Here is a 26466-nt window from a genome sequence, read left to right as displayed (position 1 = left end):
ACCCCATTTTCTGAATGGTCGGTCTGTTTTCAGCCCGACCATTTTTTATCCAAAAATAACGACTAGTTAACATTTACAACCAATATATTTGACAACTTTTTATCCACCTGCCAAATGTATAGACAAGCTAATACAACAGCATTTTATACATATAACAACCATCATAACGGGCGAGGGTGACATGGCTTATTCCGGAAAAGTGAATATCCAGCAGGCGATAGATGACAGTGCTTTTTCGCGCTTCCACTGGGTCATTATTGTCCTGGGTTTTCTGGTTTTAGCCATTGACGGCTTCGATACGGCGGCGATGGGCTATATTGCCCCCACGCTTTCAGCCGACTGGGGCATCAAGAAACAAGATCTTGGACCGGTGTTAAGCGCCGCGCTATTGGGCCTCTCATTTGGCGCCCTGCTGGCCGGACCGATTTCAGATCGTATGGGTCGTAAGCGCGTCCTGGTCTTTTCCTGTCTGTTCTTTGGCCTCGCCAGTCTGGGAACCGCCTATGCCCAGACGCTGAATATGCTCACGTTTTGGCGCTTTCTCACCGGGCTTGGGCTTGGCGCGGCAATGCCCAATGCCATCACCCTGGTGTCCGAATTCGCCCCGAAACGCTGTCGTTCAATGGCGATTAACACCATGTACTGTGGCTTTCCGTTAGGGGCTGCGGGCGGCGGCGTGATCTCCTCCTGGCTGATCCCCAACTACGGCTGGCACAGTGTTCTGCTTGCTGGTGCGATCGCCCCGCTGGTCCTCACCGCACTGTTGGTGCTGTTCCTGCCAGAGTCGGTTAAGTATCTGGTTCACCGCGGTAAAGGGGTTGCACAGATTAAACGCATTGCTCAACGCTTTATGTCGGGAAGTCTGGAACAGGTTACCCAGTTTTATCTGGATGAAGACCGTATCACGGTCAAAAAAAGCAGCGTGGCACAGTTATTTAGTATGCCCTGGCTGCCGGGTACGCTGATGCTCTGGATGACCTACTTTATGGGGCTGGTTATCTATTACGTGCTGCTGAGCTGGATGCCAACGCTGATGCTGGGAATGGGCTATCCGCTGGCCGAATCCGCCTGGCTGACATCGCTGTTTACCTTTGGTGGTACGGCGGGGATCCTGCTGGCCGGTTGGTTAATGGACCGCTGGGAAGCCCATAAAGTGGTCTCACTCGGCTTTATTCTGACGATGCTGTTTGCCCTCTCTCTCGGGTTTGAACATAACCACATCATCTTGTTCGGCGCACTGATCTTCCTGATGGGGATTACCATGAACGGCGCGCAGTCCGGGCTGCAGACGCTGGCCGCCACGTTTTATCCAACCCACTGCCGTGCGACGGGCATTGCCTGGATGCAGGGCGTGGGCCGCTTCGGCGGCGTAGCCGGAACGATGATGAGCGCCCAGTTGCTTTCCCTGCAATGGCAGGCAGACAGTATCTTAATGTTCCTCAGCCTTCCGGCCCTGGTCGCTGCTGCCGCGACAATTTACAAGCTGCAGCGCTATAAACCGCACGCGCTGACCGTCGCATAGTACCCGCTCTTTCTGCTATTCTGCCCCCCGTTATCAAGGGGGCAGTATGCTTAACATCGTTTTATTCGAACCAGAAATCCCGCCAAATACCGGCAATATTATCCGTCTTTGCGCCAACACCGGCTTTCGTTTGCATATTATAGAGCCAATGGGCTTTACCTGGGACGACAAGCGCCTGCGTCGCGCGGGGCTGGATTACCATGAATTTACCGCCGTGCTGCGCCACCCTGATTACGCCGCCTTCGTCGCCGCAGAACATCCGCAGCGCCTGTTTGCTCTGACCACCAAAGGTACGCCAGCGCATAGCGCGGTATGCTATCAGGACGGGGATTATCTGATGTTTGGTCCGGAAACACGCGGTCTGCCAGCCAGCATCCTTGACGCGTTGCCGGCCGAACAAAAAATTCGTATTCCGATGATGCCAGACAGTCGCAGTATGAACCTGTCAAATGCGGTGTCGGTGGTGGTGTATGAGGCCTGGCGCCAGCTAGGGTATCCGGGCGCGGTACTGCGTAGCTGATGATTGTTGGATGGCGGCTAGCGCCTGATCCGACCTACATTAATTTGATGAAATTCATTTCGAGCGTTATCGGCGCAGACAGATTGAACACGGACTGCGCGCAGTCACCGGAGCGTACACGCAATACGTGAGGATGACGAGCACAGCTCAGGTTCAATCTGCCAGGTAAGATAGCTCGAAATCAGATACCATCTCCATACTCAAAAGTATGATGTATCCCGTTGAAATGCTGATCCATATCCATGGACGGCTTATCGCTGTCAGGCTTGCCGACGATGCGTGCCGGAACGCCTGCTGCAGTGGTATGCGGGGGTACCGGCTGTAAAACGACGGAACCTGCGCCAATCTTCGCGCCGCGCCCGACTTCAATGTTGCCGAGAATTTTTGCTCCCGCGCCAATCATCACGCCTTCACGAATTTTCGGATGACGGTCACCGCCGGCTTTACCGGTCCCGCCCAGCGTGACGGATTGCAAAATAGAGACGTCGTTTTCAATCACGGCAGTTTCACCGACCACAATACCAGTGGCGTGATCGAGCATAATCCCACGGCCAATTTTTGCCGCCGGGTGAATGTCTACCTGGAAGCTAACGGACACCTGATTTTGCAGGAAGATCGCCAGCGCCTGACGCCCCTGATGCCACAGCCAGTGACCGATACGGTAGGCCTGAAGCGCATGAAAGCCCTTCAGATACAGAAGTGGGGTGGAATATTTATCGACAGCCGGATCACGCGTGCGTACCGCCTGAATATCACAGGCCGCTGAGGCAATCATTTCAGGATCGGCCGCGTAGGCCTCTTCCACGACTTCGCGAATGGCAATGGCGGGCATGATCGGAGAAGCGAGTTTATTCGCCAGCATATAGCTTAGCGCACTGCCGAGGTTTTCATGCTTGAGCAGCGTTGCGTGGTAAAAACTGGCCAGCATTGGTTCACATTCCGCCAGTGCCCGGGCTTCCGCTTTAATGTTTTTCCAGACGATATCCAGTTCTTCACACGGCATTGCGTACTCCAGAAGGTAGCAAAACGACCGACCCGTTCTTCGCGGGTCGGGTCGTTATATTCAACAGTTCCTTACAGCTAGTGGCGACTCAGCTCGTCCCTGCGTGCACGGCCTAATAACGTCAATGCTGCCTCGCGCGCGTTTTTTCCGCAATACAATACTTGATAAATTTCCTCGGTTATTGGCATCTCAACACCAAAACGGTGCGCCAATTCACGAACTTCTTTCGTATTGCGGTAGCCTTCAACCACCTGACCAATCTTATCCTGCGCCCCCTGCACGTCCATCCCCTGGCCGAGCATCATGCCAAAACGACGGTTACGCGACTGGTTGTCGGTACAGGTCAGCACCAGATCGCCTAAACCCGCCATACCCATAAAGGTGGCAGGATCGGCACCCAGCGCCGCGCCAAGACGAGACATTTCGGTCAGTCCACGGGTGATCAATGCGGTTCGCGCATTCGCGCCGAAACCGATGCCGTCAGACATCCCCGCGCCAATCGCAATGACGTTTTTCACCGCGCCGCCAAGCTGCACGCCAATGAAATCCGGATTGCTGTAAACGCGGAAGCTCTTGCCACAGTGCAGCAACTGCTGGAGATCGTCAGCAAAGGTGTCGTCCGTCGAGGCCAGAGAAATCGCCGTCGGCATGCCCGCCGCCAGCTCTTTGGCGAACGTCGGACCGGAGATAACCGCCAGTGGAATAGAATTCCCCAGCGCTTCACGCGCGACGTCCTGCAGCAGGCGTCCCGTTTCCGCTTCCAGACCCTTTGTCGCCCAGACCAGACGCGCGTCAGGACGCATCAGCGGTTTGATGTTGCGCAGCACTTCGCCAAAGACGTGGCTAGGCACCACCACCAGAATATTACGACTGGCGGCCAGCGCAGTGGCTAAATCACTTTCCAGGCGCAGCGTTTCGGGAAAAGGCACATCAGGGAGGAACGCGACGTTGCAGCGATCGTGCTCGAGGGTCGCGATATGTTTCGGATCATGGCCCCACAGGACAACCTGATGGCCATTTCTTGCCAGGGTGATGGCAAGAGCGGTGCCGTACGAGCCGGCACCAATCACAGTCATTGAAGCATTACTTTGGTTCATCAGGCATCCTGATGTTCTTCAGTACCTTCGCCAGCCTGCTGCTGTAAATAGTTCATGAACAGCGCATCAAAGTTGACCGGCGCAAGGTTCAGTTGCGGGAATGTACCGCGGGAAACCAGGCTGGTGATGCATTCGCGGGCATACGGGAACAGAATGTTCGGGCAGTATGCACCAAGGCAATGCGCCATCTGAGTCCCTTCAATACCACTGATGGAGAAAATACCGCCCTGCTGAACTTCACACAGGAACGCAGTTTCTTCACCCAGAGAAGCCGTTACGGTGACACGCAGCACTACTTCATACACATCATCTGCCAGTTGGGTAGATGCGGTATCAAGATCCAGTTTAACCTCTGGCTGCCAATCTTTCTGGAAAACATGTGGTGCATTTGGCGCTTCGAAAGACACATCCTTGGTATAAATACGTTGGATCTGGAAAGCCATTTCAGTGTTATTTTGTTCTGACATGTTGAGAAAACCCTTTAGTGTTGTCCTTTAAATACTTCGGTACGCCTTAACGCAGCAGTGGATCCAGTCCACCACGTGCATCCAACGCATACAAGTCGTCACAACCACCAATGTGCTGTGCATCAATAAAAATCTGCGGAACCGTTGTACGGCCACTGCGCTTGATCATCTCTTCACGCTTCACGGCATCGCCGTCAATCGGAAGTTCCTGGAAACTCACACCCTTGCTGTTCAACAGCGCCTTTGCGCGATGGCAAAACGGGCAGGTCGCTTTGGTATAGATCTCAATATTGGCCATGACTTATCTCCAGTGTTCTTTTACCCTGAGGCATGAAAGAAGACGGGTAAATTACTTGCCGCGAACCAGTGGCAGATTCTCGCCACTCCAGCCCGCTACGCCGTCTTTCAGTACAGATACCTGCTCAAAACCGGCTTTAATCAGCGCAGTTGCTGAATCCTGGCACTGCATACCAGAGCCATCAACCACAATAACAGGTTTGTTTTTGTGTTTTTCCAGCTCGCCAAAATTGTTGGCTTTGATTTCGCTCGGCAGCAGGTTAGTGGAGCCCGCGATATGGCCTTTGCGGAAGTCGTCGCGCTGACGTAAATCCACAATCACCGCATCTTCTTTGTTGATAAGACGAGTGGCTTCTCCGCGCGTAATTACCTTCACTTTCGAAGTCAGGCTCTTAAACGTGGTAAATAATACAGCCGCCAGTAACGCAATCCAGGCGATACTCAATACAGGGTGGCGACTAACAAATTGCATAATTTCTTGCATGGGGGGTAACAACTCCCGACTTAGTGATTAAAAAACCAGGAAAAGAGTATACCTGCGCGTTGGCGCAAATACAGCCAGAGCGTGCATTGGATTGCATTTTTGCGGGGCGCTACGGAAAAAAAAACGTAAATCCGCGCCCTCTGCGACACGCTCTGGTCGATTATTTGATCTTCTGGGGCTATTTTATCGATTCAGCTGTAGTAAAATTACGCAATTATTTTTGTCTATTGAGTGTGAGGTTGTCGCAATGTCGGTTTCTAAAAAACCTATGGTACTGGTGATTCTGGATGGCTATGGCTATCGTGAAGACAGCCAGGATAACGCCATCTTTAATGCCAAAACCCCGGTAATGGATACTCTGTGGGCAAAACGTCCGCATACCCTGATTGATGCCTCTGGCCTGGAAGTCGGCCTGCCCGATCGCCAGATGGGCAACTCCGAAGTGGGTCACGTCAACCTGGGCGCGGGCCGCATCGTGTATCAGGACCTGACCCGTCTGGATGTTGAAATTAAAGAACGGACTTTCTTCGCTAACCCAGTGCTGACCGATGCGGTCGACCAGGCAAAAAATAGCGGCAAAGCGGTTCACATCATGGGCCTGCTCTCTGCTGGCGGCGTTCACAGCCACGAAGATCACATCATGGCGATGGTCGAAATGGCAGCTGAACGCGGTGCTGAGAAAATCTATCTGCACGCTTTCCTTGATGGCCGTGATACCCCGCCGCGCAGCGCTGAACATTCGCTGCAGAAATTCGAAGAGAAATTTGCCGCGCTGGGCAAAGGCCGCGTAGCGTCCATCATCGGTCGTTACTACGCCATGGACCGCGACAACCGTTGGGATCGCGTTGAACAGGCTTATGACCTGATGACGCTGGCAAAAGGCGAGTTCCAGTTCGCTACGGCTGTTGAAGGCCTGCAGGCTGCTTATGCCCGCGACGAAAACGACGAATTCGTGAAAGCGACCGTGATCCGTGCTGAAGGCCAGGCTGAAGCCGCCATGGAAGACGGCGATACGCTGATTTTCATGAACTTCCGTGCTGACCGTGCGCGTGAAATCACCCGTGCGTTTGTTAACGCTGACTTCGACGGCTTCGCCCGTAAGAAAGTCGTTAACCTCAACTTTGTGATGCTGACCGAATACGCAGCCGACATCAAAACTGCTGTTGCTTACCCACCAGCGTCTCTGGCCAACACCCTTGGCGAGTGGATGGCGAAGAATGACAAAACGCAGCTGCGTATTTCCGAAACTGAAAAATATGCCCACGTGACCTTCTTCTTTAACGGCGGCGTAGAAGAGCCGTTCAAAGGCGAAGATCGCATCCTGATCAACTCGCCGAAAGTCGCGACCTACGATCTGCAGCCGGAAATGAGCTCTGCTGAGCTGACCGAGAAGCTGGTTGCTGCGATTCAGAGTGGAAAATACGACACCATCATTTGTAACTACCCGAACGGCGACATGGTTGGTCACACCGGGGTGATGGAAGCTGCGGTTAAAGCGGTTGAAGCGCTGGATCACTGCGTTGAGCAGGTGACTAAAGCGGTTGAATCCGTTGGCGGCCAACTGCTGATCACCGCAGACCACGGTAACGCAGAGCAAATGCGCGATCCGTCCACCGGTCAGGCGCATACAGCACACACCAACCTGCCCGTTCCGCTGATTTATGTCGGTGGTAAAAACGTCAAAGCAGTTGAAGGCGGCAAACTTTCTGATATCGCCCCGACGATGCTGACGCTGATGGGTATGGAAATCCCGCAAGAGATGACTGGTAAGCCGCTGTTCATCGTGGAATAATCCCTCCCCATGAGGGGAAAGGCGATCAATACCATCACTTGGGCCGTGAAACTGCGAAAGCTTTCAGTCAGGCCCTTGTTCTACGCCAGCGCGCTTAGCGCTGGCGTATTGCTGTGCGCCTTTTCCGCCCACGCGGACGAGCGCGATCAGCTCAAATCTATTCAGGCTGATATCGCGGCAAAAGAACGCGCGGTACGCCAACAACAACAACAACGCTCCACTCTCCTCGCTCAACTTAAAGCTCAGGAACAGGCCATCGCCGTTGCCGCCAGGCAACTACGCGAAACGCAAAACTCGCTGGCGCAGCTGAATGCACAAATCACAGAGATGAATGCCGCCCTCGCGAAGCTGGAAAAACAGCGGGCTGCGCAAGAGCGTAGCCTGGCAGCCCAACTTGACGCAGCGTTTCGCCAGGGCGAACACACCGGTATTCAGCTCATTCTGAGTGGGGAAGAGAGCCAGCGCGGGCAACGCCTGCAGGCCTATTTCGGCTATCTGAACCAGGCGCGGCAGGAAACCATCGCGCAGTTGAAACAAACCCGCGAAGAAGTCGACTCGCAAAAAGCCGAGCTGGAAGATAAGCAGAGCGAACAGCAGACGTTGCTGTACGAACAGCGCGCTCAGCAAGCTAAGCTGGAGCAGGCGCGTAATGAACGCAAGAAGACGCTCTCGGGTCTGGAGTCATCGATTCAGCAGGGTCAGCAGCAACTGGGCGAAATGCGCGCCAACGAATCACGCCTGCGCAACAGCATTGCTCGCGCCGAAGCCGCAGCCAAAGCACGCGCGGAACGTGAAGCTCGCGAGGCGCAGGCCGTACGCGACAAACAAAAGGATGCGTCACGGAAAGGCTCAACCTACAAGCCAACCGAAAGCGAAAAATCACTGATGTCCCGTACCGGCGGTTTAGGTTCCCCACGCGGCCAGGCATTCTGGCCCGTTCGTGGCCCAACGCTACATCGTTATGGCGAACAGTTGCAAGGTGAGCTACGTTGGAAGGGGATGGTTATTGGCGCATCCGAAGGCACCGAAGTTAAAGCCATTGCCGATGGTCGCGTCATTCTGGCGGACTGGTTGCAGGGCTACGGCCTGGTAGTCGTCGTTGAGCACGGTAAAGGCGATATGAGCCTGTACGGTTATAACCAGAGCGCGCTGGTCAGCGTCGGTACGCAGGTTCGCGCCGGGCAGCCTATTGCACTTGTGGGTAGCAGCGGCGGACAGGGCAGGCCGGCACTCTATTTCGAAATTCGTCGCCAGGGTCAGGCGGTCAATCCACAGCCGTGGTTGGGAAGATAAGTTTTGCCTCAATTTCGTCGTCTATTATTCTCTCTCGCCAGCGTGCTGGCCTTCGCAACACCTGTTTTTGCTGGCAAACTTGCCATCGTTATTGATGATTTCGGCTATCGTCCACACACCGAAAATCAGGTTCTGGCGATGCCTTCCACCCTCTCCGTTGCCGTTCTGCCTAATGCCCCACACGCGCGTGAAATGGCGATTAAAGCGCATAACAGCGGGCATGAAGTGTTAATCCATCTGCCGATGGCGCCGCTGAGCAAACAGCCGTTAGAGAAAGATACTTTGCGCCCGGAAATGAGCAGCGAAGAGATTGAGCGGATTATTCGCGACGCGGTAAGCAAAGTACCGAATGCGGTCGGGCTGAACAACCATATGGGCAGCGCGATGACCTCCAGCCTGTTCGGCATGCAGAAGGTGATGCAGGCGCTGGAACGCTACGATCTCTACTTCCTGGACAGTATGACCATCGGCAACAGTCAGGCAATGCGCGCAGCATCAGGAACCGGCGTGAAGGTTATCAAACGCAAAGTCTTCCTGGATGACACACAAAACGAAGCCGATATTCGCCGTCAGTTTAATCGGGCCGTTGAGCTTGCGCGCCGCAACGGTTCAGCAATTGCCATTGGGCATCCTCACCCTTCGACGGTTCGCGTCCTGCAGCAGATGCTTTATAACCTGCCTGCGGACATTACGCTGGTTCGCCCAAGCAGCCTGCTCAATGAACCACAGGTAGACACCTCCAGACCAAACCTTACACCGCCGAAGAATGGTAAACCTGATGTGCCACGTAATCCTTTCCGCGGGGTGAGATTATGCAAACCGAAGCAGCCGTTAGAGCCGGTTTACGCCAGCCGCTTCTTCAGCGTGCTCGGTGAAAGCATCACCCAAAGCACGCTGGTGCAGTACATGCGCCTGCAATGGCAGGGCTGGGGGAATACATCCTCACCCAGCGCTATGAACGCTAACGTAAATTAAGCGTTTTACGGGCAATACGAGAGGGCGAGGATGTTTTATCGCGCCATTTCCAGAGACGGAATGACCATAGCAGCGCCTGGTACAAAACTTTGGCGCTGCGTACGTTAGTAATCATGCGCTTATACATACCAGAGACAAAAATCTCTGCAATCATGCGTTGACGAATATGGACATCCGGCTCTTTGCGTACTGCGTGGCAAACGCGTAATGCTTCATAGGTTATTTGCTGATGAAATTCCGGATAAATAGTAATCCGACCCGCATATTCACGATTCAACTTATCCAATAACCGTGTAATTTTAATATAGTGGCGTTGGTAATTGAGATTTTTTAAGCCTTGTCTTTTAAGGCGGCTAACTGATTGATCGTGTAAGAAGTATTTATACAATGATTGCTCGGTATATCGCACACGTTTGGCGTTAAACATAAACTCCGTCGTCCATACAATATCCTGATGATGCAACCCTGGAATAAACGCTATCTTGTTTTTCTCGATAACATCTCTGCGATAAACCCCCATCCAGACCACATGCGTCCAACGGCGTGAAGCCAATGCCATACGTAACCAGTCGGGGCCGGTCAATACACCCGTAGACCGCAGACGGTCCGTCGGTATTGATTGCCAGGTGTCCCCCGTTTCGAAAATGCACCAATCAGAATTGCACTGTGCCAGATCGAGGTCATCCTGAAGCGCCATGGTCATCAGGGTTTCATACATATTGGGATAAACCAGGTCATCGGCATCGACAAATGCAACATAATCCCCTTTGGCCACTGCCAGACCACGATTACGCGCGACAGATGCCCCGGCGTTAGCCTGATGTAACAACCGGACATGGGAATAGTTATCAGCATAATGTCTTGCAATATCAACAGAGTTATCCGTTGAACCGTCATCCACAATAATGATCTCTATCGCAGCCCATGTCTGTGCGATCAAAGATTCCATGCAATCCCGAAAACTATCACCCGCGTTATACAACGGAATAATAACACTCAACATATTTGTGCGGTTTCTCATCAGATAACCCAAGTTTGTCAGTACACTGATGACTTTTACTACAGTTTCATTAAGGAATTATTAAGGTTAGAACGTTTAATTTTCAGAAGCGGCGCAGCGAAAGCAACCAGTATGGGAAAATGCCATGCGGCGCCTGAGTTCAGCGGGCTGTGATAGCTCAGATCGTCTACATATTGAGGGACACAACCTGTATACTATACCCCTGTAAATTAACGCGCGATGTACACTGATATTGAGGAAAGTGATGGCCATCAGTAAGACACATGAAAAAGGTTATACGGTCTATTGTAAAGAGACCAAAACAGACCTTAAGTCACTGATGAATAAGTATATAAACAAAGAAATCAGTGGCAAACCGTTGAGCAGTGGTAACGCCATGCGCAGTGTAGAACTGGTCGAGTACAACTCACAAAAATTTATCATCAAAAACGACCGTGAAGTTGATCCTCGATTTGAGAAAAAAATGCAGAATTTTATCTCCGGCCCCTTTTATTCCAGGCTCATCAAGAAGCTGGACACACTCTCCCCGGAAATGCGCGCCTGTACAGCCGATCTCTACTATGCCGCTGAAAAAGTACGACTTCGTCAGTGTCATGATGTTTATATTATTCATGAATATGTTGAAGGCACTCCTGGTAATGGTGCCAACTTACTGATTTAGTGTATGATGGTGTTTTTGAGGTGCTCCAGTGGCTTCTGTTTCTATCAGCTGTCCCTCCTGTTCAGCTACTGAAGGCGTGGTGCGTAACGGTAAAAGCACTGCCGGACATCAGCGCTATCTCTGCTCTCACTGCCGTAAAACATGGCAGCTACAGTTCACTTACACCGCCTCTCAGCCCGGTACACACCAGAAAATTATTGATATGGCCATGAATGGCGTCGGATGTCGCGCCAGTGCACGCATTATGGGCGTTGGCCTCAACACGATTTTACGACACTTAAAAAACTCAGGCCGCAGTCGGTAAACTCACGCATACAACCGGGCAGTGACGTCATTGTTTGCGCGGAAATGGACGAACAGTGGGGTTACGTCGGCGCTAAATCACGCCAGCGCTGGTTGTTTTACGCGTATGACAGGATACGGAGGACGGTTGTGGCGCACGTATTCGGTGAACGCACGTTGGCCACGCTGGAGCGTCTTCTTGGCCTGCTGTCGGCCTTTGAGGTCGTGGTATGGATGACGGATGGCTGGCCGCTTTATGAATCACGCCTGAAGGGAGAACTGCACGTTATCAGCAAGCGATATACGCAGCGCATTGAGCGGCATAACCTGAATCTGAGGCAGCATCTGGCAAGGCTGGGCAGGAAGTCACTGTCGTTCTCAAAATCGGTGGAGCTGCATGACAAAGTCATCGGGCATTATCTGAACATAAAACACTATCAGTAAGTTGGAGTCATTACCGGCACTCCTTTAAAAGAAATTAACCATAAGAATGCCGATGAAGTGAAGCAGTGCGTTCTGCGCCTTCACAAAGCCGGGTTGGCATCTAATGATATCCACCCTGGAAATTTCATTCGTACGCCAGGCGGTGAATTAAGAATAATTGACTTATCCTGTAAGGGAAATATGAAGATTTGCCAGGCTAATGATATTTTAGCTTTGCAGCGAAAATATCATATTCACATCAAAGGAAAAGGGTTAATCTATAAGCTCATCTGGCTCAAAGAAGCGATAAGATCTTTATCCAGAAAGCTTCGTGGCAAATAGTATTTATTATTTATACGGCCAGAATAAAGAATCTGGCCGTTGGTAGCATTTAATACAAGTCGAGCATTCAATCCCAGCTCAGGATCACTTTCCCTGACTGGCCCGAGCGCATCGCGTCAAAGCCCTGCTGGAATTCATCGATGGAGAATCGATGGGTGATAATCGGCGACAAATCCAGACCAGACTGAATCAATGCGGCCATCTTGTACCAGGTCTCAAACATCTCGCGACCGTAGATACCTTTAATAAACAATCCCTTAAAGATAACTTTAGTCCAGTCGATGGACATGTCTGATGGTGGAATACCCAGCATAGCAATACGGCCACCGTGGTTCATGGTGTCCAGCATGGTGCGAAACGCTGGCGGCGCGCCGGACATCTCCAGACCGACATCAAACCCTTCGGTCATGCCCAGTTCAGCCATCACGTCGGTCAGACTCTCTTTCGACACGTTGACCGCGCGAGTGATGCCCATTTTACGCGCCAGTTCAAGGCGATACTCATTAACATCGGTAATCACCACGTGGCGTGCGCCAACGTGCCTGGCAACCGCTGCCGCCATAATACCGATTGGACCCGCGCCGGAAACCAGCACATCTTCCCCAACCAGATCGAACGACAGCGCCGTATGCACCGCATTACCGAACGGATCGAAGATAGACGCCAGGTCGTCAGAGATGTTGTCCGGAATTTTAAACGCGTTAAATGCCGGGATCACCAGGTATTCTGCAAAGCAGCCAGGACGGTTTACGCCAACACCGGTCGTATTGCGGCACAGGTGAGTACGTCCACCGCGGCAGTTACGGCAATGCCCGCAGGTGATATGACCTTCGCCTGAAACGCGATCGCCGATTTTAAAGCCTTTAACTTCCTGGCCGATGCCAACAACTTCGCCGACATATTCATGTCCAACGACCATCGGTACCGGGATGGTTTTTTGCGACCATTCATCCCAGTTATAAATGTGAACGTCAGTCCCGCAGATGGCTGTTTTACGGATTTTAATCAGCAAATCGTTATGGCCGACTTCCGGTTCAGGAACGTCGGTCATCCAAATGCCCTCTTCCGCTTTCAGTTTGGATAACGCTTTCATTTCACATCCTCAGGCAATAACGCCCAGTTGTTTACCAATGCGTGTGAACGCCTCAACAGCACGCGTAATCTGCTCAGGGGTATGCGCTGCAGACATCTGGGTACGAATACGCGCCTGACCTTTTGGAACCACCGGATAGAAGAATCCAGTAACGTAAATCCCCTCTTTTTGCAGCTCGCGGGCGAACTCTTGCGCCACTACCGCATCCCCCAACATGACAGGGATAATTGCGTGATCCGCTCCCGCTAACGTAAAGCCTGCGGCAGACATTTGCTCGCGGAACTGACGTGCGTTCGCCCACAGGCGATCGCGCAGCTCGCTGCCTGCTTCGACCATCTCCAGCACTTTAATGGAGGCAGAAACAATTGCAGGAGCCAATGAGTTGGAGAACAGATACGGACGGGAACGCTGACGCAACCACTCAACAACCTCTTTGCGCGCTGCGGTGTACCCGCCAGATGCGCCGCCGAGCGCTTTACCCAGCGTACCAGTGATGATGTCCACACGCCCCATCACGTCACAGTATTCATGTGAGCCACGACCATTTTCGCCGACAAAGCCGACAGCATGGGAATCATCAACCATGACCAGCGCGTCGTATTTATCCGCCAGGTCACAAACGCCTTTCAGGTTAGCGATCACACCATCCATAGAGAACACGCCATCGGTGGCGATCAGGATATGACGGGCTCCCGCTTCACGCGCTTCTTTCAGGCGCGCTTCCAGCTCGACCATGTCGTTGTTGGCGTAACGGAAACGCTTTGCTTTACACAAGCGAACACCGTCAATGATAGAAGCGTGGTTGAGCGCATCTGAGATAATCGCATCTTCTGCACCCAGCAGCGTTTCAAACAGGCCGCCGTTGGCGTCAAAGCAGGAAGAGTAAAGGATGGCATCTTCCATACCGAGGAATGCCGCCAGTTTTTGCTCCAGTTGCTTATGGCTGTCCTGGGTACCGCAAATAAAGCGGACCGAAGCCATACCAAATCCGTGAGAATCCATACCTGCTTTTGCAGCTGCAATCAGTTCCGGGTGGTTAGCCAGCCCCAGATAGTTGTTCGCACAAAAGTTAATAACGTGGCTTCCGTCCGCCACGGTGATATCCGCCTGCTGGGCAGACGTAATAATGCGCTCTTCTTTAAACAATCCTTCCGCACGTGCGGTTTCGAGATCGTTCGTTAACTGTTTGTAAAAATCCCCACGCATTTCAATTCTCCAGACTGGGCAAATTTCAGCACATATTACCCAAAGCTATACGCTGATACGAGATGACGCATCATCACTTCTTCAAAATGAAGCATAAATCACGTATACCCACATGGCTAATCAGTGATGCCGTCGTATGGATTCATTGGACGCACTGAATCTCAACCAATTGAATTGGCTGGATTTTATAAAAAATCATAAAAAAACAACAGCAATAGCAGAAGAATGCCTTTGCAGCATTCTATCTGGTTAGGTAACCCTTCAATCTCATTCAAGCCACTACTTTCGAGTGAGAAAAATTCGCAATGCCTGGAGTTTTGCACCTAAAGCGGTTCGCCGATAAACACGGAACAGATCGAACCATTTGCCACGACCAAGGTAATTAAGCATTAATAGATCAGGGCGCTTGTAATAACACATGACAAAAATACCCTGATCATCATCAACAATATTATTTCTGAGAGTCTCTTTTTGACACTCAGTGACTAATGAGTAAAACTCTTTCCATTTCTCTGGTGAACCAACAATAGCGCCGCCGATAATATAAGTATGATTTCCGATCATAAAATCAAAAACCTGTTTTCTGGATGATATAACCAGACCCTTTTTAATCGTGAAGAGATGCATTTTATTACGGTCAAAAGGGAAGTCCCATACTTTTAATCCGCGAGTAACCTGCGGTTTACGGCAATATCCGAAGTCTACCCAGGCAACCATCGGAGTATTAACTAAGCCTGCATTTATGGCCTTCACTACAAAATATGCTTTTAAATTATTGATCAACACATATTCTGGAGACCAGTACTCAGGGTTACCTAGCTGTCGCGTCTCTAATTTATTCTTAAAGGTATCATCCTGCTGGATTTGTCTTATTTTATTATTAATATGCTTAAATTTTTTACCTAAATCTATGGTTATAATTTTTGTGGGCTTACCTTTGCGTATTTCCGCAACTCTGTCTTCAAACTCAGACGAAGTAAAAATAACCATTTCATTTTCTAAAGCGGCTAACCGTTTGAAGTAGTCAAAATAGACATCAGAAGATCGGGAAAGTTTTTCACGGAAGCCTTTATTAACAGTCCACTCCCCCCTACCGATATCAAAATATGCTGTCACAATAGTGGTAGACGATTTCATAACCATTTTCAAACCATTAATAAAAAAAATATTATATCACATAGTTTTTGTTTTTGTACATATAATATACATAGATGGATATAAAAAAACTAAGTACATTTAAGATTAATTTAATAGACTTAATAACCATTAAATAAGCATTATTATACTGGTGTTTATAGGCCTTCTACCGACCCACCATCTTACTTAAGAGGCTGAAGGGATGCCGATGTGATGGTATGATTACAGACATTAGTGTCTGAGATTGTCTCTGACTCCAAAATTCGAAGGTTACATTTATGATCATCGTTACCGGCGGCGCGGGCTTTATCGGCAGCAACATCGTCAAGTCATTGAATGATAAAGGCATCACCGACATCCTGGTGGTGGACAACCTGAAAGATGGCACCAAGTTTGTTAACCTGGTGGATCTGAATATTGCTGACTACATGGACAAGGAAGACTTCCTGATCCAGATTATGGCCGGAGAAGATTTCGGCGATATCGAAGCGATCTTCCACGAAGGCGCATGTTCCTCCACCACCGAGTGGGACGGCAAGTATATGATGGATAACAACTATCAATACTCCAAAGAGCTGTTGCACTACTGCCTGGAGCGTGAAATTCCGTTCCTGTATGCGTCCTCTGCCGCCACCTACGGCGGTCGTACTTCTGATTTCATCGAATCCCGTGAATATGAGAAACCGCTGAACGTTTACGGCTACTCAAAATTCCTGTTCGACGAGTACGTTCGTCAGATCCTGCCAGAAGCCAATTCTCAGATTGTTGGCTTCCGCTATTTCAACGTCTACGGACCGCGTGAAGGCCATAAAGGCAGCATGGCGAGCGTCGCTTTCCACCTCAACACCCAGCTCAACAATGGCGAAACACCAAAACTGTTCGAAGGCAGTGAAAACTTCAAGCGTGATTTCGTTTACGTAGGCGATGTGGCTGCGGTGAACCTGTGGTTCCTGGAAAACGGGGTTTCCGGCATCTTTAACCTTGGTACCGGTCGTGCGGAATCTTTCCAGGCCGTTGCCGATGCAACGCTTGCGTACCACAAAAAAGGCAGCATTGAGTACATCCCATTCCCGGAAAAACTGAAAGGTCGCTATCAGGCGTTTACCCAGGCCGATCTGACTAATCTACGCGCTGCGGGCTATGACAAGCCGTTTAAAACCGTTGCTGAAGGTGTAACGGAATATATGGCCTGGCTGAACCGCGACGCGTAAGTATGAAAATTTTGGTGGTAGGCCCGTCCTGGGTGGGCGACATGATGATGTCGCAAAGTCTCTATCGCACGCTTAAGGCGCGCTATCCCCAGGCGATAATCGACGTGATGGCACCTGCATGGTGCCGTCCGTTATTGTCGCGCATGCCTGAAGTTAACGAAGCTATCGCCATGCCGCTGGGACACGGCGCGCTGGAGATCGGCGAGCGGCGTAAACTCGGTCATAGCCTGCGTGAAAAACGCTATGACCGCGCCTATGTGCTGCCTAACTCGTTTAAATCCGCGCTGGTACCGTTTTTTGCTGGCATTCCCCATCGTACCGGATGGCGTGGTGAAATGCGCTACGGCCTGCTAAACGATGCGCGCGTGCTGGATAAAGATGCCTGGCCGCTGATGGTCGAACGCTATGTAGCCCTGGCCTATGATAAAGGCGTAATGCTGTCAGCTAAAGATTTACCGCAGCCTCTGCTATGGCCGCAGTTGCAGGTAAGCGAAGGTGAAAAGTCCCTGACCTGTCGCCAGTTTTCCCTTTCTGCCGAACGCCCCATCATCGGCTTTTGCCCTGGTGCGGAATTTGGTCCAGCGAAACGCTGGCCACATTACCACTACGCAGACCTGGCGAAGCAACTGATCGATGAAGGCCATCAGATTGTGCTTTTTGGCTCTGCAAAAGACCATGAAGCCGGAAATGAGATCCTGGCGATGCTGAACGTTGATCAGCAGCCCTGGTGCCGTAATCTGGCGGGCGAAACACAGCTGGAGCAGGCCGTCATTCTGCTCGCCGCCTGCAAAGCGGTGGTCACCAACGACTCTGGATTAATGCACGTTGCCGCAGCGTTGAATCGACCTCTGGTAGCGTTGTATGGCCCCAGCAGCCCGGATTTTACTCCGCCGCTTTCACACAAGGCGCGCGTGATTCGCTTGATTACGGGCTATCACAAAGTACGCAAGGGCGATGCAGCAGAAGGCTATCATCAGAGCCTGATTGACATCACACCCCAGCGCGTGCTGGAAGAACTCAACGACCTGTTGTTACAAGAGGAAGCCTGACGGATGCGGGTATTGATCGTTAAAACATCGTCTATGGGCGATGTACTGCATACGTTACCGGCATTAACCGATGCGCAGCAGGTCATGCCGGATATTCAATTTGATTGGGTAGTGGAAGAAGGCTTCGCGCAGATCCCATCCTGGCATGCAGCCGTTGACCGGGTTATTCCCGTGGCGATCCGCCGCTGGCGTAAAGCCTGGTTTTCAGCGCCGATTAAAGCCGAGCGTAAAGCCTTTCGCGATGCGGTGCGTTTACAGCAGTATGACGCGATAATTGATGCGCAGGGTCTGGTTAAAAGTGCGGCGTTGGTTACGCGTCTGGCACGTGGCATCAAGCATGGTATGGACTGGAGCACGGCGCGCGAACCATTGGCGAGCCTGTTTTATAATCGCAAACATCACATTGCCAAACAGCAGCACGCGGTAGAACGTACGCGTGAATTGTTCGCCAAAAGTCTGGGATATTCTAGGCCCCAGTCGCAGGGTGATTACGCTATCGCTCAGCATTTTCTGAAAGAACGTAATGCTGATGCGGGCCAGTATGCCGTATTTCTGCATGCCACAACGCGTGATGATAAGCACTGGCCAGAAGCCAACTGGCGGGAGCTAATTGGCTTGTTAAATAACGCTGGCATACTTATTAAACTGCCATGGGGTGCTCCTCATGAAGAAGCACGAGCCCGTAGGCTGGCAAATGGTTTTTCTTATGTTGATGTTCTTCCACGGATGACTTTGGGAGAGGTCGCTCGCGTACTGGCGGGGGCAAAATTTGTGGTGTCGGTTGATACAGGCCTGAGTCATTTAACCGCTGCACTGGATCGCCCTAATATTACGTTGTACGGTCCAACGGACCCAGGATTGATTGGTGGGTATGGGAAGAATCAAGTGGCATGTCGCTCAGAAAGTGAAAATCTTTCAGACTTGCGTTCTTCGACCGTATTAGAATCAATTAATTGCAATTTTTTAAATAATTGTCTGTAAGTGTCGGAGAAATGATGGCTTTAACAAAGTTTTTTTTAGATGAGAAAAAAAACTGGAAGATAAACTGGAATAGAGGACTTATATTTCTGTTTGTCGCCACCTATTTCTTAGGTGGTATTACTCGTTATAAACATTTGATTGTCATCCTGATGACTATCACAACGATAGTTTATTTATGTAAGAATCCTCGACATTATATTCCTATTTTTAAAACATTTGTTTTTGCAAGTGTATCATTTCTTGTAATCGCTACCTTCGTCTCTTTAGTGTTCACTCCTGAACTAAAAGCTAGCCTGAAAGAGATAAACAACTCAGTTGTTGAAAATGTCTTATTATGCACTATTGCGATCCCTGTATTACTAAGAGAAGAAAGCAAAGAAACCATTTCAAAGTTGATATTCTTCTCGTTCCTTACAGCTCTTAGTTTGCGATGCCTTTCAGAACTTGTCCTTTATTATCAGAACTATCAGCAAGGAATCATGCCTTTTACTAATTACCAACATCGCGGAATTTCAGATGCAATGGTGTTTTTATTCCCAGTGCTTCTGAATCTATGGCTCGTTAAATCAGCGAAATACCGTATATTATTCCTGTTGTTAGGGGCGATATACACCTTTTTAATTCTTGGAACATTGTCCCGTGGCGCATGGTTATCTGTATTCATTATTGCTCTTACATGGATAATCATGTACAAACAATGGCGATTGCTTACTGTAGGAATCCTCGTAGCTATTGTTGCTCTGACAGCTATATTTTCACACAAAGATATGTCAGAAAAACTGACCTTTAAATTGCAGCAAACTGACAGTTCATATCGCTATACTAACGGTACGCAAGGAAGTGCGTTTGACCTAATCTTAGAAAATCCAGTTATTGGTTATGGTTTTGGTAATAACGCTTATAAAACTGTATACAACAAGCGTGTTGTTGATTATCCAAACTGGACATTCCGCGAGTCAATTGGACCACACAACCTTATTCTTTTTGTATGGTTTGGTACAGGATTACTTGGACTTGTGGGTTTAATACTGGTGTACACTAGCATTGTGAGAGAATGTGTTACGCATGCATTTAGGGAGAATTACTATTCCCCATACAATGCTTATATAATAATTTTACTTTCATTTTTCGGTTATTTTATTATACGTGGCAACGTTGAGCAGATTGAGTTAGATCTGTTGGGTATTTTTGCAGGTTTTCTGTTAGCGCTGAAGAATAAATAAAATAGTAAAAAAAAGGCTACTTTATGTAGCCTTTTTTTCACTCGAACCAGTTACAAATAACCTCTTCAAACCGTTGTGTAACCGCAGACCAACTATAGTTTCCAAAGACATATTGCTGACCTCGTTGGGCGGTATCCGCTAAACTACTTTCCGCCATTACCCTGGTAATATCCTGAGTAATAGTTTCTGCAGTCATCGGCTCTGTAAGGTGATAGCCTGTAATTTTATCTTTAACAAACTCAACCATGCCGCCTCGAGTACTGACTAATACAGGTCTTCCAGCGCCCATAGCCTCAATAGCCACCATACAAAATGGCTCCTGAAATTGAGAAGGAATCACAACTATATCTGCCAGTGGATAGTAATAGTGCATTTTCTCGGGTGAGATACTACCTAACATAATACAATGTGGTTTGAGGCGCTCAGCTATTTCCCGAACTTCACGCTGATAATCACCTTTATCGTTCTTACTTACTTCCATGTGATCACCAACAACCACAAGCTTCAGATTTTTGTTCTCATGCAGCAACTTTTCAAAAGCCTGCAGAAGTAAGAGAACGCCTTTATCAGGGACTATACGTCCAGCAAAAAATACCACCTTGCTTTCAGGGGGAATATTTAATTTATTTTTTGATATTGATTCATATGACGATTGATAGATATCCAAGTCAATACCATTAGGCACAATAACAATATCAGCTTCAGGAAGATAAGATTGATAATAGTTCTTCAAAAACAAACTTGGTACGATCATCTTAACTTTTTTATCAAGCAACTTAGGTTCAAACGCATTATGCATATGAATCACAACTTTAGCCTGAGGAGCTTGCGAACGAATTTGTCGATATAGCTTCATACTGTTATGGACAACAATCACACTTTGATCGGTTATCTCAAACTTTTCGGCAACTTTCAGTATGCGCTTTGAATAAGGTAACGGATCCAGCCGAGTCCACTTTTGGAAAATACGCTTATATACCGAGCTAAATCCAATACGATGAATACTACATCTTTCGTTTACGTAAGAATAATCAGAATATCCTTCATTCTTTATACAGACAATACGATTAGGGAATTTGGTTCTTTGGGCAACCTGATACATCCAGGTCTCAACTGCTGCGGCACCACGTGGTGGAATAGAATAAATAGGTGTTACAGTAAATATGATTTTATCAATCATAAAGATCACCATTACATTGTTTTATATTTAATTGCTGCGATCAGGCCTGGAATTATTTTATTTTGATAAAGAAGGTGTTTATATTCTTCTCTATATTCGTGCTTTTGTTTTGCAACTTGATAAGGCTGATTCTTCCATGGTGACTTCTCATATACTGTGCGGAAAAATTGTGCTGAGGAATAGTCAGCCCACTCGTGCCATGGTTTTGTTACACCAGTATAATGAATAAATACTGTCTCTTCATTAATCACTGATTTATAGTAATTTTTATTTTTAATCTCAAACTCAGACTTCAATGAATAAATTGAGTTATATTTCCTCGGTAGTAATACCGCATGATGCAAAAACATGATATTTAAAATATCCTGGTCAGGATATTTTACTCTGGAAACTATACTTTCATCTGACAATAGTTCGAAGAATTTTTTCGTTAAATTAGAGTTAAGCCATTGCTGCAAGTTTATATACATGACACCCGAGTTAAAGTAGTTGCCTTTAAACTCAGGATTATGTAGACGCTCTGCACTTTTATCCTGCATTGAATCAACATCTACTACAACCGCACCATATTCCCCATCAAATTTCAGTGCGGCAAGATCCTCTAAAGAGCCTTTACACGTAATATCAGCATCAAGATATAGCAGTCGATCTAATCGTTCAGAAAAATAATCAAATGAAAGCAAGCGATAGTATATTGACACTGGCCATATATTTGTTTTAGGTAGTGACACCAGCGGTTCAGAATCAATATGATATAGCTTAATAACTGTTTTATACTGTTCTGCTAATTGTGTCAAAAGTACAATATATTCTTGATCTAAATAATCCGCAATAATATGAAAAGTAAAATTAATATTACTCTCTTTATTATTTTCAAGGATTGATGCAATAGAAATTGCCGCGCCAGTTTGGTAATTTTTATCGATTCCCCATGAGATATTAAAAGTGTCACGATCATCACATGGTGTAACACGTCTGTCTAACTCAATAATATCTTTGAAGTTAGTTAATCTTTTGAAGTCCAAGTTAATTACCTTTAATTATTTCAGCTATATTTTCCAGCGGCTAAGATATGCATTGCTGTTGATTATTTTAACAATGTACTTAGCCAGCAGTTAACCTTTCAACTTGGTCAGATAATAATTAAAGTAGTTACACAGTCCCTGAACGTATAACCCTTGTTTAAATTTATGCTTTGCACAATATCTGAATTGATTGCTATTGGTCGGTTTGAGAAGCGCTACTGAATGCCAGGGCGAGGCCTCTTTCGCAACTAAAAAACTCTTCGATACCGGATAGTTGGACCACTCATGCCAGGGTTTTGTCGGTCCCACATAATGAATGAAGACAGTTTCATTATTCACAGGATTGACTACTGTATCTTTCAGTTCATAATTAATGCTAAAGCGTGTATTGTATTTACCATTGATAAAAGTTACTTTTCCGGCTAACAATACATTAAGGACATCTTGATCAAGATGAGTTATTCTTTCCACCCATTCTGGAACTCGCAACATTTCGATGGCTCGGGAAGAGATATTATTACTGTGCCATGCATTGATGTTGATAAGTAAGAATCCAGCATTAAAGTATCCGGTGATTAATTCTGGAGTGGCCAGCGTTACAGAACGATTATGCCACCATTCGGAATCTCTTTCCGTTACAACGACAGCGATCTCATCTGCGGAAAACTTATAATCGACCAGTTCTCGTACACTACCCTGGCAAGCAATATCAGCATCCAGGTATAATAATTTATCTATTTTATTATAGAAATAATCTGCAATAACAAAACGGAAGTATGTTGCATAAGTCCAGTTTTTTGTACTAGGTAAGTCTTTTAATTTATTGCAATCAATTAGGTAAACTTTGATACAGGATTGATATTGTTTAGCAAGATCGGCGAATCTGGCTTTATCACTCTCATCGAAATAATCAGTAAATATATGAAATGTGAAATCGATTTTTTTATTCGACAATAATACAGAGGCTATTGATACACCGCAGCCAAATAAAAAATTCCTGTCAATACCATAACCGATATTAAAACAGTCTGCAGAAGCATTTTCCCGAAAATCGTACTCAAAAACAGAAAGGATAACTTCTTTATCGCTAAATTGAGACATTTGACTCTTACCAATTTTTGAGAAATAGACCATGTTCTCACATGATGCATTTCAAATAGTTCAGGATAAATTAATCACAGAGATTTACGGATTGTTCTTTCGCGTATTTTATTAGCTTTAACCTGAGCTTCCTTGAACAAATCAGCCTCCTGACTTAGGATGCTTTTCAACGGCAACTCGCAATAGATGCGTAGAAATCTATAAATATCACGCTGGGTTAATCCAATGTTCATGGACGAAAAATAGAGACCGATTAAGTCCTTATCGCGCCAGCGTCGGGGAACAGTCGACCGAATCTGAGCACGGTGCAAATCAATCACTGAAATCTTGAGATCGTCCTCATGCCCTGAAAAAGGCAGATGTAATAAAAAGTGGCAAATATAGCAATCGCGATGATTGATACCACCAGCATGCATCTTACGCACCATGGTGGCAACACGATCAATAATTATACGCTTCACTTTCACATCGGGAGAATTTGTGGCCCAATCAGCACAGTAATCTTCTAAGCTGATAGTTGGTGTGAGATCCTCAGTAATAATAAACGAGGTTTTAGTCAGTGGATTCAACCCTTTCTCACCAAATCCCACGCCTGTCATTGTATCCACACCTAACTGACTCAGGCGATGAATGGCATTCCATTCTCTATCAGCACCTAATACTGGCATGCGTAATGAAAGTAGGTTTTTAACAATCTCTTTCAGAGAAGTGCCTCTGTGCCATTTTAAAAAATAGCTTTTACCCGTTAGTTCAAATCGTAGAGTACGGCGAGTCTCCAGTTCTCTGAATACTTCACCTTGTAAATTTTTAACTTCTTCAAATGCATCTTTCCCGCGCCATAGTGTGGCTAACGGTTCTTTTAATTCAACCATCTAAACCACCCGTAATCATATCCGCAGCTTTCTCCGGTAGGCTGTATAAATCTTGCGTATCCGCATAGTGTCGTGCATTTGCCCTCCATTCCGAACACAATGAAGGCTCTACCAGAGCTTTACGTAAGGCTTCATTCAGCGTTTCTTGCCGGAATGGTTCTGCAATTGCCATTCCACAATTAGCATCAACAATATAATGCGCGTAACCGCATACGGCCGTGGTCAACACCGGCAGCCCGGCAGTGATTGCTTCTAGTAAAACAATACCTGCCGCCTCCTGATAAGCTGGATGCATCAATATATCAGCCGCAGCCATTAATTCTGCAACATCATTACGGCCAGAGTAGAAATGGACATTACTGCGTACGCCAAGTTTTTCCGCCAGCGCCTCAAATTTTCTCGGTCTGTCTTGTCCAACAACATACAGTAGCGTATTAGTTCGAAGCGTTTCTGGTAACGAGGCCAGTGCACGTATTGAACGATCCACACCTTTACGAGTGAAATCAGAGCCTACCTGCAATAATAGATTTTGTTGCTCTGTTATACCGTTTTTCTGGCGATAAACTTCACGGCTATTCGGAATCTGCTGGCTATACTTCCTGTCTGGATAAATCCCTGGAGGAAGAATATGAAATCGTTGAGCTTCTGTCTGATAGTGTTTCTGAAAATCAGCAATCTGCTTATCAGTTAGCATTAATAGCTGCGTCGGTTTACCCTGCTCAAACGTCGCGCGTTCAAACGCTGCATAGTGCCGATATCGTGAAGTTAACCGATAGAGGAAACCTTTTTCTTGTGCCACTTTCTCGGCATAGCAAACGTCAGCAGCATAGTAGAGATCCAGCCCTGGCATTTTATTAAAACCAACTACCCGATCGACAGGGTGCTGAAGTAAATGTGCCTGGACCCAGGAACAATACTCCGCATTGCGACCATGGTTTGTCCGGGACTTGACCGGTACAAGAACCAATTCAAAAACGTCAGGACACTCACCTTCCCAGGACTGCGTATAGACACGAACATGGTGACCACGTGCCGCTACAGTTTGCGCAATGCGCATAAAATCACGCTGTAACCCACCGAATGGGAAGTATTTATACAAACAGAAAGCAACAATCATACGGGACTCCCCGCTTGTGGCGGCACAAGTCTACCCGGTAATAATTTATCGATAGCAGCAATAACATCGTCAGCGGGTATCACCGAAAGATACATTTCATTGCGATCGCGCTGTTCGCGTGGAGGCATCGGACGGTAATCACCAGCCCAAAATTGAATCATCTGCTTTGACCATGGTCGCCAAAAATTATGATCCGTTGCGCCAAACAGGCATATCAATGGTGTATCAACCGCAGCAGCAATGTGTCCCGGAGCAGAGTCCACCCCAATAAACAACTGCGCATGATCGATGACCGCTCCTAGCTCGGGGAAGCTCATCTTTCCCGCCAGCGCAGTAACGGGCCTTTCTTTGCAACCTTGTGCAATTTCATTCACGCAAGCCAGATCGTCTTCGCCTGGGCCAGAGGTCACAACTACCTCCAAACCACGCTGGTGTAAGGCGTCAATTACCTGTGAAAACTTTTCGTTATTCCAGCATTTGAAGCGTTGGCGTGCCGTTGGTTGAATTACAACATATTCATCACCAACCCCAGCCCGATTTAATTCTGTGCGCATACGTTCCCAGCTATCCGGAGGATAGCTCATTGTTGTATGCGTAATAGTCGATTTAAGTTTCAACGGGGCCAGCACAGACAGATTGCTTTCCACCACATTTTCACCGCTAAGCGGAGCCAGACATGTAAAACTATTTTTCCAAAAAGAAGATTGCCGATGTGCATAATCTTGAGAGATTTTGATTGGCGCGTTCAGTAACCGCATCAGTATCGCAACCATCCACTGATCGGTAAGGTTTACAACTAAATCATACCCATTCGCGCGCAACGTTCCGATCAGGTGCAGAAAATTAGTAATTTTATCAGTTACTTTTGTCTTTTTATTTTTAATACCATAAAGGGCATTAATTTCTGGGTTTTCCGACAAAATTGGGATGGTATCCTGATAGAGAAGCACGTCGATTTTCGCATCAGGATAGTTCTGCTTTAGCGTACTAATGACCGGAGTTGTTAACAACATATCTCCGTGAAAACGCATTTTTATGACCAGAATTCTATTAATTGGCTTATCCACAAGCGGCTCTTTTATCGTGAGTGTC

At 47.8% G+C, this 26466-nt stretch carries 27 protein-coding genes; 12 read left to right on the top strand and 15 right to left on the bottom strand.

Annotation, left to right across the window (positions count from 1 at the left end; genetic code table 11):
* Positions 1-181 precede the first annotated feature (181 nt).
* Both HV037_RS00590 and trmL read left to right on the top strand, forming a co-directional pair.
* The gene (locus tag HV037_RS00590; protein ID WP_103284431.1) at positions 182-1522 is read left to right on the top strand and encodes an aromatic acid/H+ symport family MFS transporter; all 1341 of its coding nucleotides are present in this window, start codon (positions 182-184) and stop codon (positions 1520-1522) included.
* Between the two features lie 46 nt (positions 1523-1568).
* On the top strand, positions 1569-2042 hold the full coding sequence (gene trmL / locus HV037_RS00585; RefSeq protein WP_016157744.1) for a tRNA (uridine(34)/cytosine(34)/5-carboxymethylaminomethyluridine(34)-2'-O)-methyltransferase TrmL: 474 nt from the start codon (positions 1569-1571) through the stop codon (positions 2040-2042).
* 181 nt (positions 2043-2223) lie between these two features.
* Here trmL and cysE read toward each other — a convergent pair whose 3' ends face one another.
* The 5 genes from cysE to HV037_RS00560 all read right to left on the bottom strand — a co-directional run bounded on the left by cysE (position 2224) and on the right by HV037_RS00560 (position 5390).
* Complete coding sequence (gene cysE / locus HV037_RS00580) at positions 2224-3045, bottom strand: serine O-acetyltransferase (protein ID WP_016154965.1); 822 nt, start codon at positions 3043-3045, stop codon at positions 2224-2226.
* Positions 3046-3122: 77 nt separating this feature from the next.
* Positions 3123-4142: an NAD(P)H-dependent glycerol-3-phosphate dehydrogenase gene (gene gpsA / locus HV037_RS00575; protein WP_016154966.1), complete on the bottom strand. Its 1020-nt coding sequence runs from the start codon at positions 4140-4142 to the stop codon at positions 3123-3125.
* Positions 4142-4609 (bottom strand): protein-export chaperone SecB, encoded by a 468-nt coding sequence (secB, locus tag HV037_RS00570; protein WP_003024155.1) that lies wholly within the window; start codon positions 4607-4609, stop codon positions 4142-4144. Before secB ends, gpsA begins: the two co-directional genes overlap by 1 nt.
* Before the next feature lie 46 nt (positions 4610-4655).
* Entirely contained in the window at positions 4656-4907 is a 252-nt protein-coding gene (gene grxC / locus HV037_RS00565; RefSeq protein ID WP_003024152.1) for a glutaredoxin 3, read from the bottom strand.
* Positions 4908-4958: 51 nt separating this feature from the next.
* Entirely contained in the window at positions 4959-5390 is a 432-nt protein-coding gene (locus HV037_RS00560) for a rhodanese-like domain-containing protein (RefSeq protein ID WP_005120473.1), read from the bottom strand.
* 247 nt (positions 5391-5637) lie between these two features.
* Here HV037_RS00560 and gpmM point away from each other — a divergent pair, with 247 nt between their 5' ends.
* Genes gpmM through HV037_RS00545 form a run of 3 tightly spaced genes read left to right on the top strand, consistent with a single transcriptional unit; the run spans position 5638 to position 9450 of the window.
* Positions 5638-7182 carry a 2,3-bisphosphoglycerate-independent phosphoglycerate mutase gene (gene gpmM / locus HV037_RS00555; RefSeq protein WP_103284430.1) on the top strand — a complete coding sequence of 515 codons (1545 nt, stop codon included), beginning with the start codon at positions 5638-5640 and terminating at the stop codon, positions 7180-7182.
* 33 nt (positions 7183-7215) lie between these two features.
* Complete coding sequence (gene envC, locus HV037_RS00550) at positions 7216-8475, top strand: murein hydrolase activator EnvC (RefSeq protein WP_231390992.1); 1260 nt, start codon at positions 7216-7218, stop codon at positions 8473-8475.
* A 3-nt stretch (positions 8476-8478) separates the two neighbouring features.
* Entirely contained in the window at positions 8479-9450 is a 972-nt protein-coding gene (locus tag HV037_RS00545) for a divergent polysaccharide deacetylase family protein (RefSeq protein ID WP_103284429.1), read from the top strand.
* Here the strand turns inward: HV037_RS00545 and HV037_RS00540 are convergent.
* Entirely contained in the window at positions 9437-10471 is a 1035-nt protein-coding gene (locus HV037_RS00540) for a glycosyltransferase (RefSeq protein ID WP_049042810.1), read from the bottom strand. The genes HV037_RS00545 and HV037_RS00540 overlap by 14 nt on opposite strands.
* 244 nt (positions 10472-10715) lie before the next feature.
* Here HV037_RS00540 and HV037_RS00535 point away from each other — a divergent pair, with 244 nt between their 5' ends.
* From HV037_RS00535 to HV037_RS00525, 3 genes are all read left to right on the top strand, one after another.
* Positions 10716-11132 (top strand): lipopolysaccharide core heptose(II) kinase RfaY, encoded by a 417-nt coding sequence (locus tag HV037_RS00535; protein ID WP_249414956.1) that lies wholly within the window; start codon positions 10716-10718, stop codon positions 11130-11132.
* A gap of 28 nt (positions 11133-11160) precedes the next feature.
* Positions 11161-11858, top strand: a protein-coding gene (locus HV037_RS00530; protein WP_223274117.1) for an IS1 family transposase whose coding sequence is annotated in 2 segments (ribosomal slippage) — positions 11161-11410 and positions 11410-11858 — 699 coding nt in all. Because the reading frame shifts where the segments join, the coding sequence is not laid out codon by codon here.
* A 57-nt stretch (positions 11859-11915) separates the two neighbouring features.
* Positions 11916-12179, top strand: coding sequence for a lipopolysaccharide core heptose(II) kinase RfaY (locus HV037_RS00525; protein WP_249414955.1), 264 nt, complete (start codon positions 11916-11918; stop codon positions 12177-12179).
* Between the two features lie 67 nt (positions 12180-12246).
* Here the strand turns inward: HV037_RS00525 and tdh are convergent, their stop codons facing one another.
* The 3 genes from tdh to yibB form a co-directional block, all read right to left on the bottom strand.
* On the bottom strand, positions 12247-13272 hold the full coding sequence (tdh, locus tag HV037_RS00520) for an L-threonine 3-dehydrogenase (protein ID WP_046275753.1): 1026 nt from the start codon (positions 13270-13272) through the stop codon (positions 12247-12249).
* 9 nt (positions 13273-13281) lie between these two features.
* Positions 13282-14478, bottom strand: coding sequence for a glycine C-acetyltransferase (gene kbl / locus HV037_RS00515; protein ID WP_046275754.1), 1197 nt, complete (start codon positions 14476-14478; stop codon positions 13282-13284).
* Between the two features lie 279 nt (positions 14479-14757).
* Entirely contained in the window at positions 14758-15615 is an 858-nt protein-coding gene (yibB, locus tag HV037_RS00510; RefSeq protein ID WP_103284485.1) for a protein YibB, read from the bottom strand.
* A 278-nt stretch (positions 15616-15893) separates the two neighbouring features.
* On the opposite strand from yibB, the gene rfaD reads away from it, so the two are divergent.
* Genes rfaD through rfaL form a run of 4 tightly spaced genes read left to right on the top strand, consistent with a single transcriptional unit; the run spans position 15894 to position 20079 of the window.
* The gene (rfaD, locus tag HV037_RS00500) at positions 15894-16826 is read left to right on the top strand and encodes an ADP-glyceromanno-heptose 6-epimerase (RefSeq protein ID WP_003827312.1); all 933 of its coding nucleotides are present in this window, start codon (positions 15894-15896) and stop codon (positions 16824-16826) included.
* A gap of 2 nt (positions 16827-16828) precedes the next feature.
* Complete coding sequence (rfaF, locus tag HV037_RS00495; protein WP_103284428.1) at positions 16829-17875, top strand: ADP-heptose--LPS heptosyltransferase RfaF; 1047 nt, start codon at positions 16829-16831, stop codon at positions 17873-17875.
* A gap of 3 nt (positions 17876-17878) precedes the next feature.
* Positions 17879-18856, top strand: a complete 978-nt coding sequence (gene rfaC, locus HV037_RS00490) for a lipopolysaccharide heptosyltransferase RfaC (protein ID WP_049271732.1) — start codon at positions 17879-17881, stop codon at positions 18854-18856.
* 14 nt (positions 18857-18870) lie between these two features.
* Complete coding sequence (gene rfaL / locus HV037_RS00485) at positions 18871-20079, top strand: O-antigen ligase RfaL (RefSeq protein WP_181500353.1); 1209 nt, start codon at positions 18871-18873, stop codon at positions 20077-20079.
* A gap of 37 nt (positions 20080-20116) precedes the next feature.
* Here the strand turns inward: rfaL and HV037_RS00480 are convergent, their stop codons facing one another.
* The 6 genes from HV037_RS00480 to rfaQ form a co-directional block, all read right to left on the bottom strand.
* On the bottom strand, positions 20117-21259 hold the full coding sequence (locus HV037_RS00480; protein ID WP_049042816.1) for a lipopolysaccharide N-acetylglucosaminyltransferase: 1143 nt from the start codon (positions 21257-21259) through the stop codon (positions 20117-20119).
* Between the two features lie 11 nt (positions 21260-21270).
* Positions 21271-22284: a UDP-glucose--(galactosyl) LPS alpha1,2-glucosyltransferase gene (locus HV037_RS00475; RefSeq protein WP_019078047.1), complete on the bottom strand. Its 1014-nt coding sequence runs from the start codon at positions 22282-22284 to the stop codon at positions 21271-21273.
* Positions 22285-22374: 90 nt separating this feature from the next.
* Positions 22375-23385: a lipopolysaccharide 3-alpha-galactosyltransferase gene (gene waaO / locus HV037_RS00470; RefSeq protein ID WP_029139713.1), complete on the bottom strand. Its 1011-nt coding sequence runs from the start codon at positions 23383-23385 to the stop codon at positions 22375-22377.
* Positions 23386-23459: 74 nt separating this feature from the next.
* The gene (rfaP, locus tag HV037_RS00465; RefSeq protein ID WP_019078045.1) at positions 23460-24257 is read right to left on the bottom strand and encodes a lipopolysaccharide core heptose(I) kinase RfaP; all 798 of its coding nucleotides are present in this window, start codon (positions 24255-24257) and stop codon (positions 23460-23462) included.
* Positions 24250-25374: a glycosyltransferase family 4 protein gene (locus HV037_RS00460; protein ID WP_019078044.1), complete on the bottom strand. Its 1125-nt coding sequence runs from the start codon at positions 25372-25374 to the stop codon at positions 24250-24252. Before HV037_RS00460 ends, rfaP begins: the two co-directional genes overlap by 8 nt.
* On the bottom strand, positions 25371-26441 hold the full coding sequence (gene rfaQ / locus HV037_RS00455; RefSeq protein ID WP_075205757.1) for a lipopolysaccharide core heptosyltransferase RfaQ: 1071 nt from the start codon (positions 26439-26441) through the stop codon (positions 25371-25373). Before rfaQ ends, HV037_RS00460 begins: the two co-directional genes overlap by 4 nt.
* Positions 26442-26466: the final 25 nt, after the last annotated feature.

Origin of the sequence: Citrobacter sp. RHBSTW-00017, assembly GCF_013797615.1 — a bacterium.
Classification (GTDB): domain Bacteria; phylum Pseudomonadota; class Gammaproteobacteria; order Enterobacterales; family Enterobacteriaceae; genus Citrobacter; species Citrobacter braakii.
This window is presented reverse-complemented; position numbering and strand designations above follow the sequence as displayed.

Coding starts and splice junctions, on each gene's coding strand:
- gpsA (WP_016154966.1), bottom strand. CDS start 4,142: ATGAACCAAAGTAATGCTTCAATGACTGTGATTGGTGCCGGCTCGTAC.
- rfaC (WP_049271732.1), top strand. CDS start 17,879: ATGCGGGTATTGATCGTTAAAACATCGTCTATGGGCGATGTACTGCAT.
- rfaD (WP_003827312.1), top strand. CDS start 15,894: ATGATCATCGTTACCGGCGGCGCGGGCTTTATCGGCAGCAACATCGTC.
- HV037_RS00535 (WP_249414956.1), top strand. CDS start 10,716: ATGGCCATCAGTAAGACACATGAAAAAGGTTATACGGTCTATTGTAAA.
- HV037_RS00480 (WP_049042816.1), bottom strand. CDS start 21,259: ATGATTGATAAAATCATATTTACTGTAACACCTATTTATTCTATTCCA.
- HV037_RS00460 (WP_019078044.1), bottom strand. CDS start 25,374: ATGATTGTTGCTTTCTGTTTGTATAAATACTTCCCATTCGGTGGGTTA.
- kbl (WP_046275754.1), bottom strand. CDS start 14,478: ATGCGTGGGGATTTTTACAAACAGTTAACGAACGATCTCGAAACCGCA.
- waaO (WP_029139713.1), bottom strand. CDS start 23,385: ATGTCTCAATTTAGCGATAAAGAAGTTATCCTTTCTGTTTTTGAGTAC.
- rfaP (WP_019078045.1), bottom strand. CDS start 24,257: ATGGTTGAATTAAAAGAACCGTTAGCCACACTATGGCGCGGGAAAGAT.
- grxC (WP_003024152.1), bottom strand. CDS start 4,907: ATGGCCAATATTGAGATCTATACCAAAGCGACCTGCCCGTTTTGCCAT.
- gpmM (WP_103284430.1), top strand. CDS start 5,638: ATGTCGGTTTCTAAAAAACCTATGGTACTGGTGATTCTGGATGGCTAT.
- secB (WP_003024155.1), bottom strand. CDS start 4,609: ATGTCAGAACAAAATAACACTGAAATGGCTTTCCAGATCCAACGTATT.
- rfaL (WP_181500353.1), top strand. CDS start 18,871: ATGGCTTTAACAAAGTTTTTTTTAGATGAGAAAAAAAACTGGAAGATA.
- trmL (WP_016157744.1), top strand. CDS start 1,569: ATGCTTAACATCGTTTTATTCGAACCAGAAATCCCGCCAAATACCGGC.
- yibB (WP_103284485.1), bottom strand. CDS start 15,615: ATGAAATCGTCTACCACTATTGTGACAGCATATTTTGATATCGGTAGG.
- tdh (WP_046275753.1), bottom strand. CDS start 13,272: ATGAAAGCGTTATCCAAACTGAAAGCGGAAGAGGGCATTTGGATGACC.
- HV037_RS00560 (WP_005120473.1), bottom strand. CDS start 5,390: ATGCAAGAAATTATGCAATTTGTTAGTCGCCACCCTGTATTGAGTATC.
- cysE (WP_016154965.1), bottom strand. CDS start 3,045: ATGCCGTGTGAAGAACTGGATATCGTCTGGAAAAACATTAAAGCGGAA.
- HV037_RS00590 (WP_103284431.1), top strand. CDS start 182: ATGGCTTATTCCGGAAAAGTGAATATCCAGCAGGCGATAGATGACAGT.
- rfaF (WP_103284428.1), top strand. CDS start 16,829: ATGAAAATTTTGGTGGTAGGCCCGTCCTGGGTGGGCGACATGATGATG.
- HV037_RS00540 (WP_049042810.1), bottom strand. CDS start 10,471: ATGAGAAACCGCACAAATATGTTGAGTGTTATTATTCCGTTGTATAAC.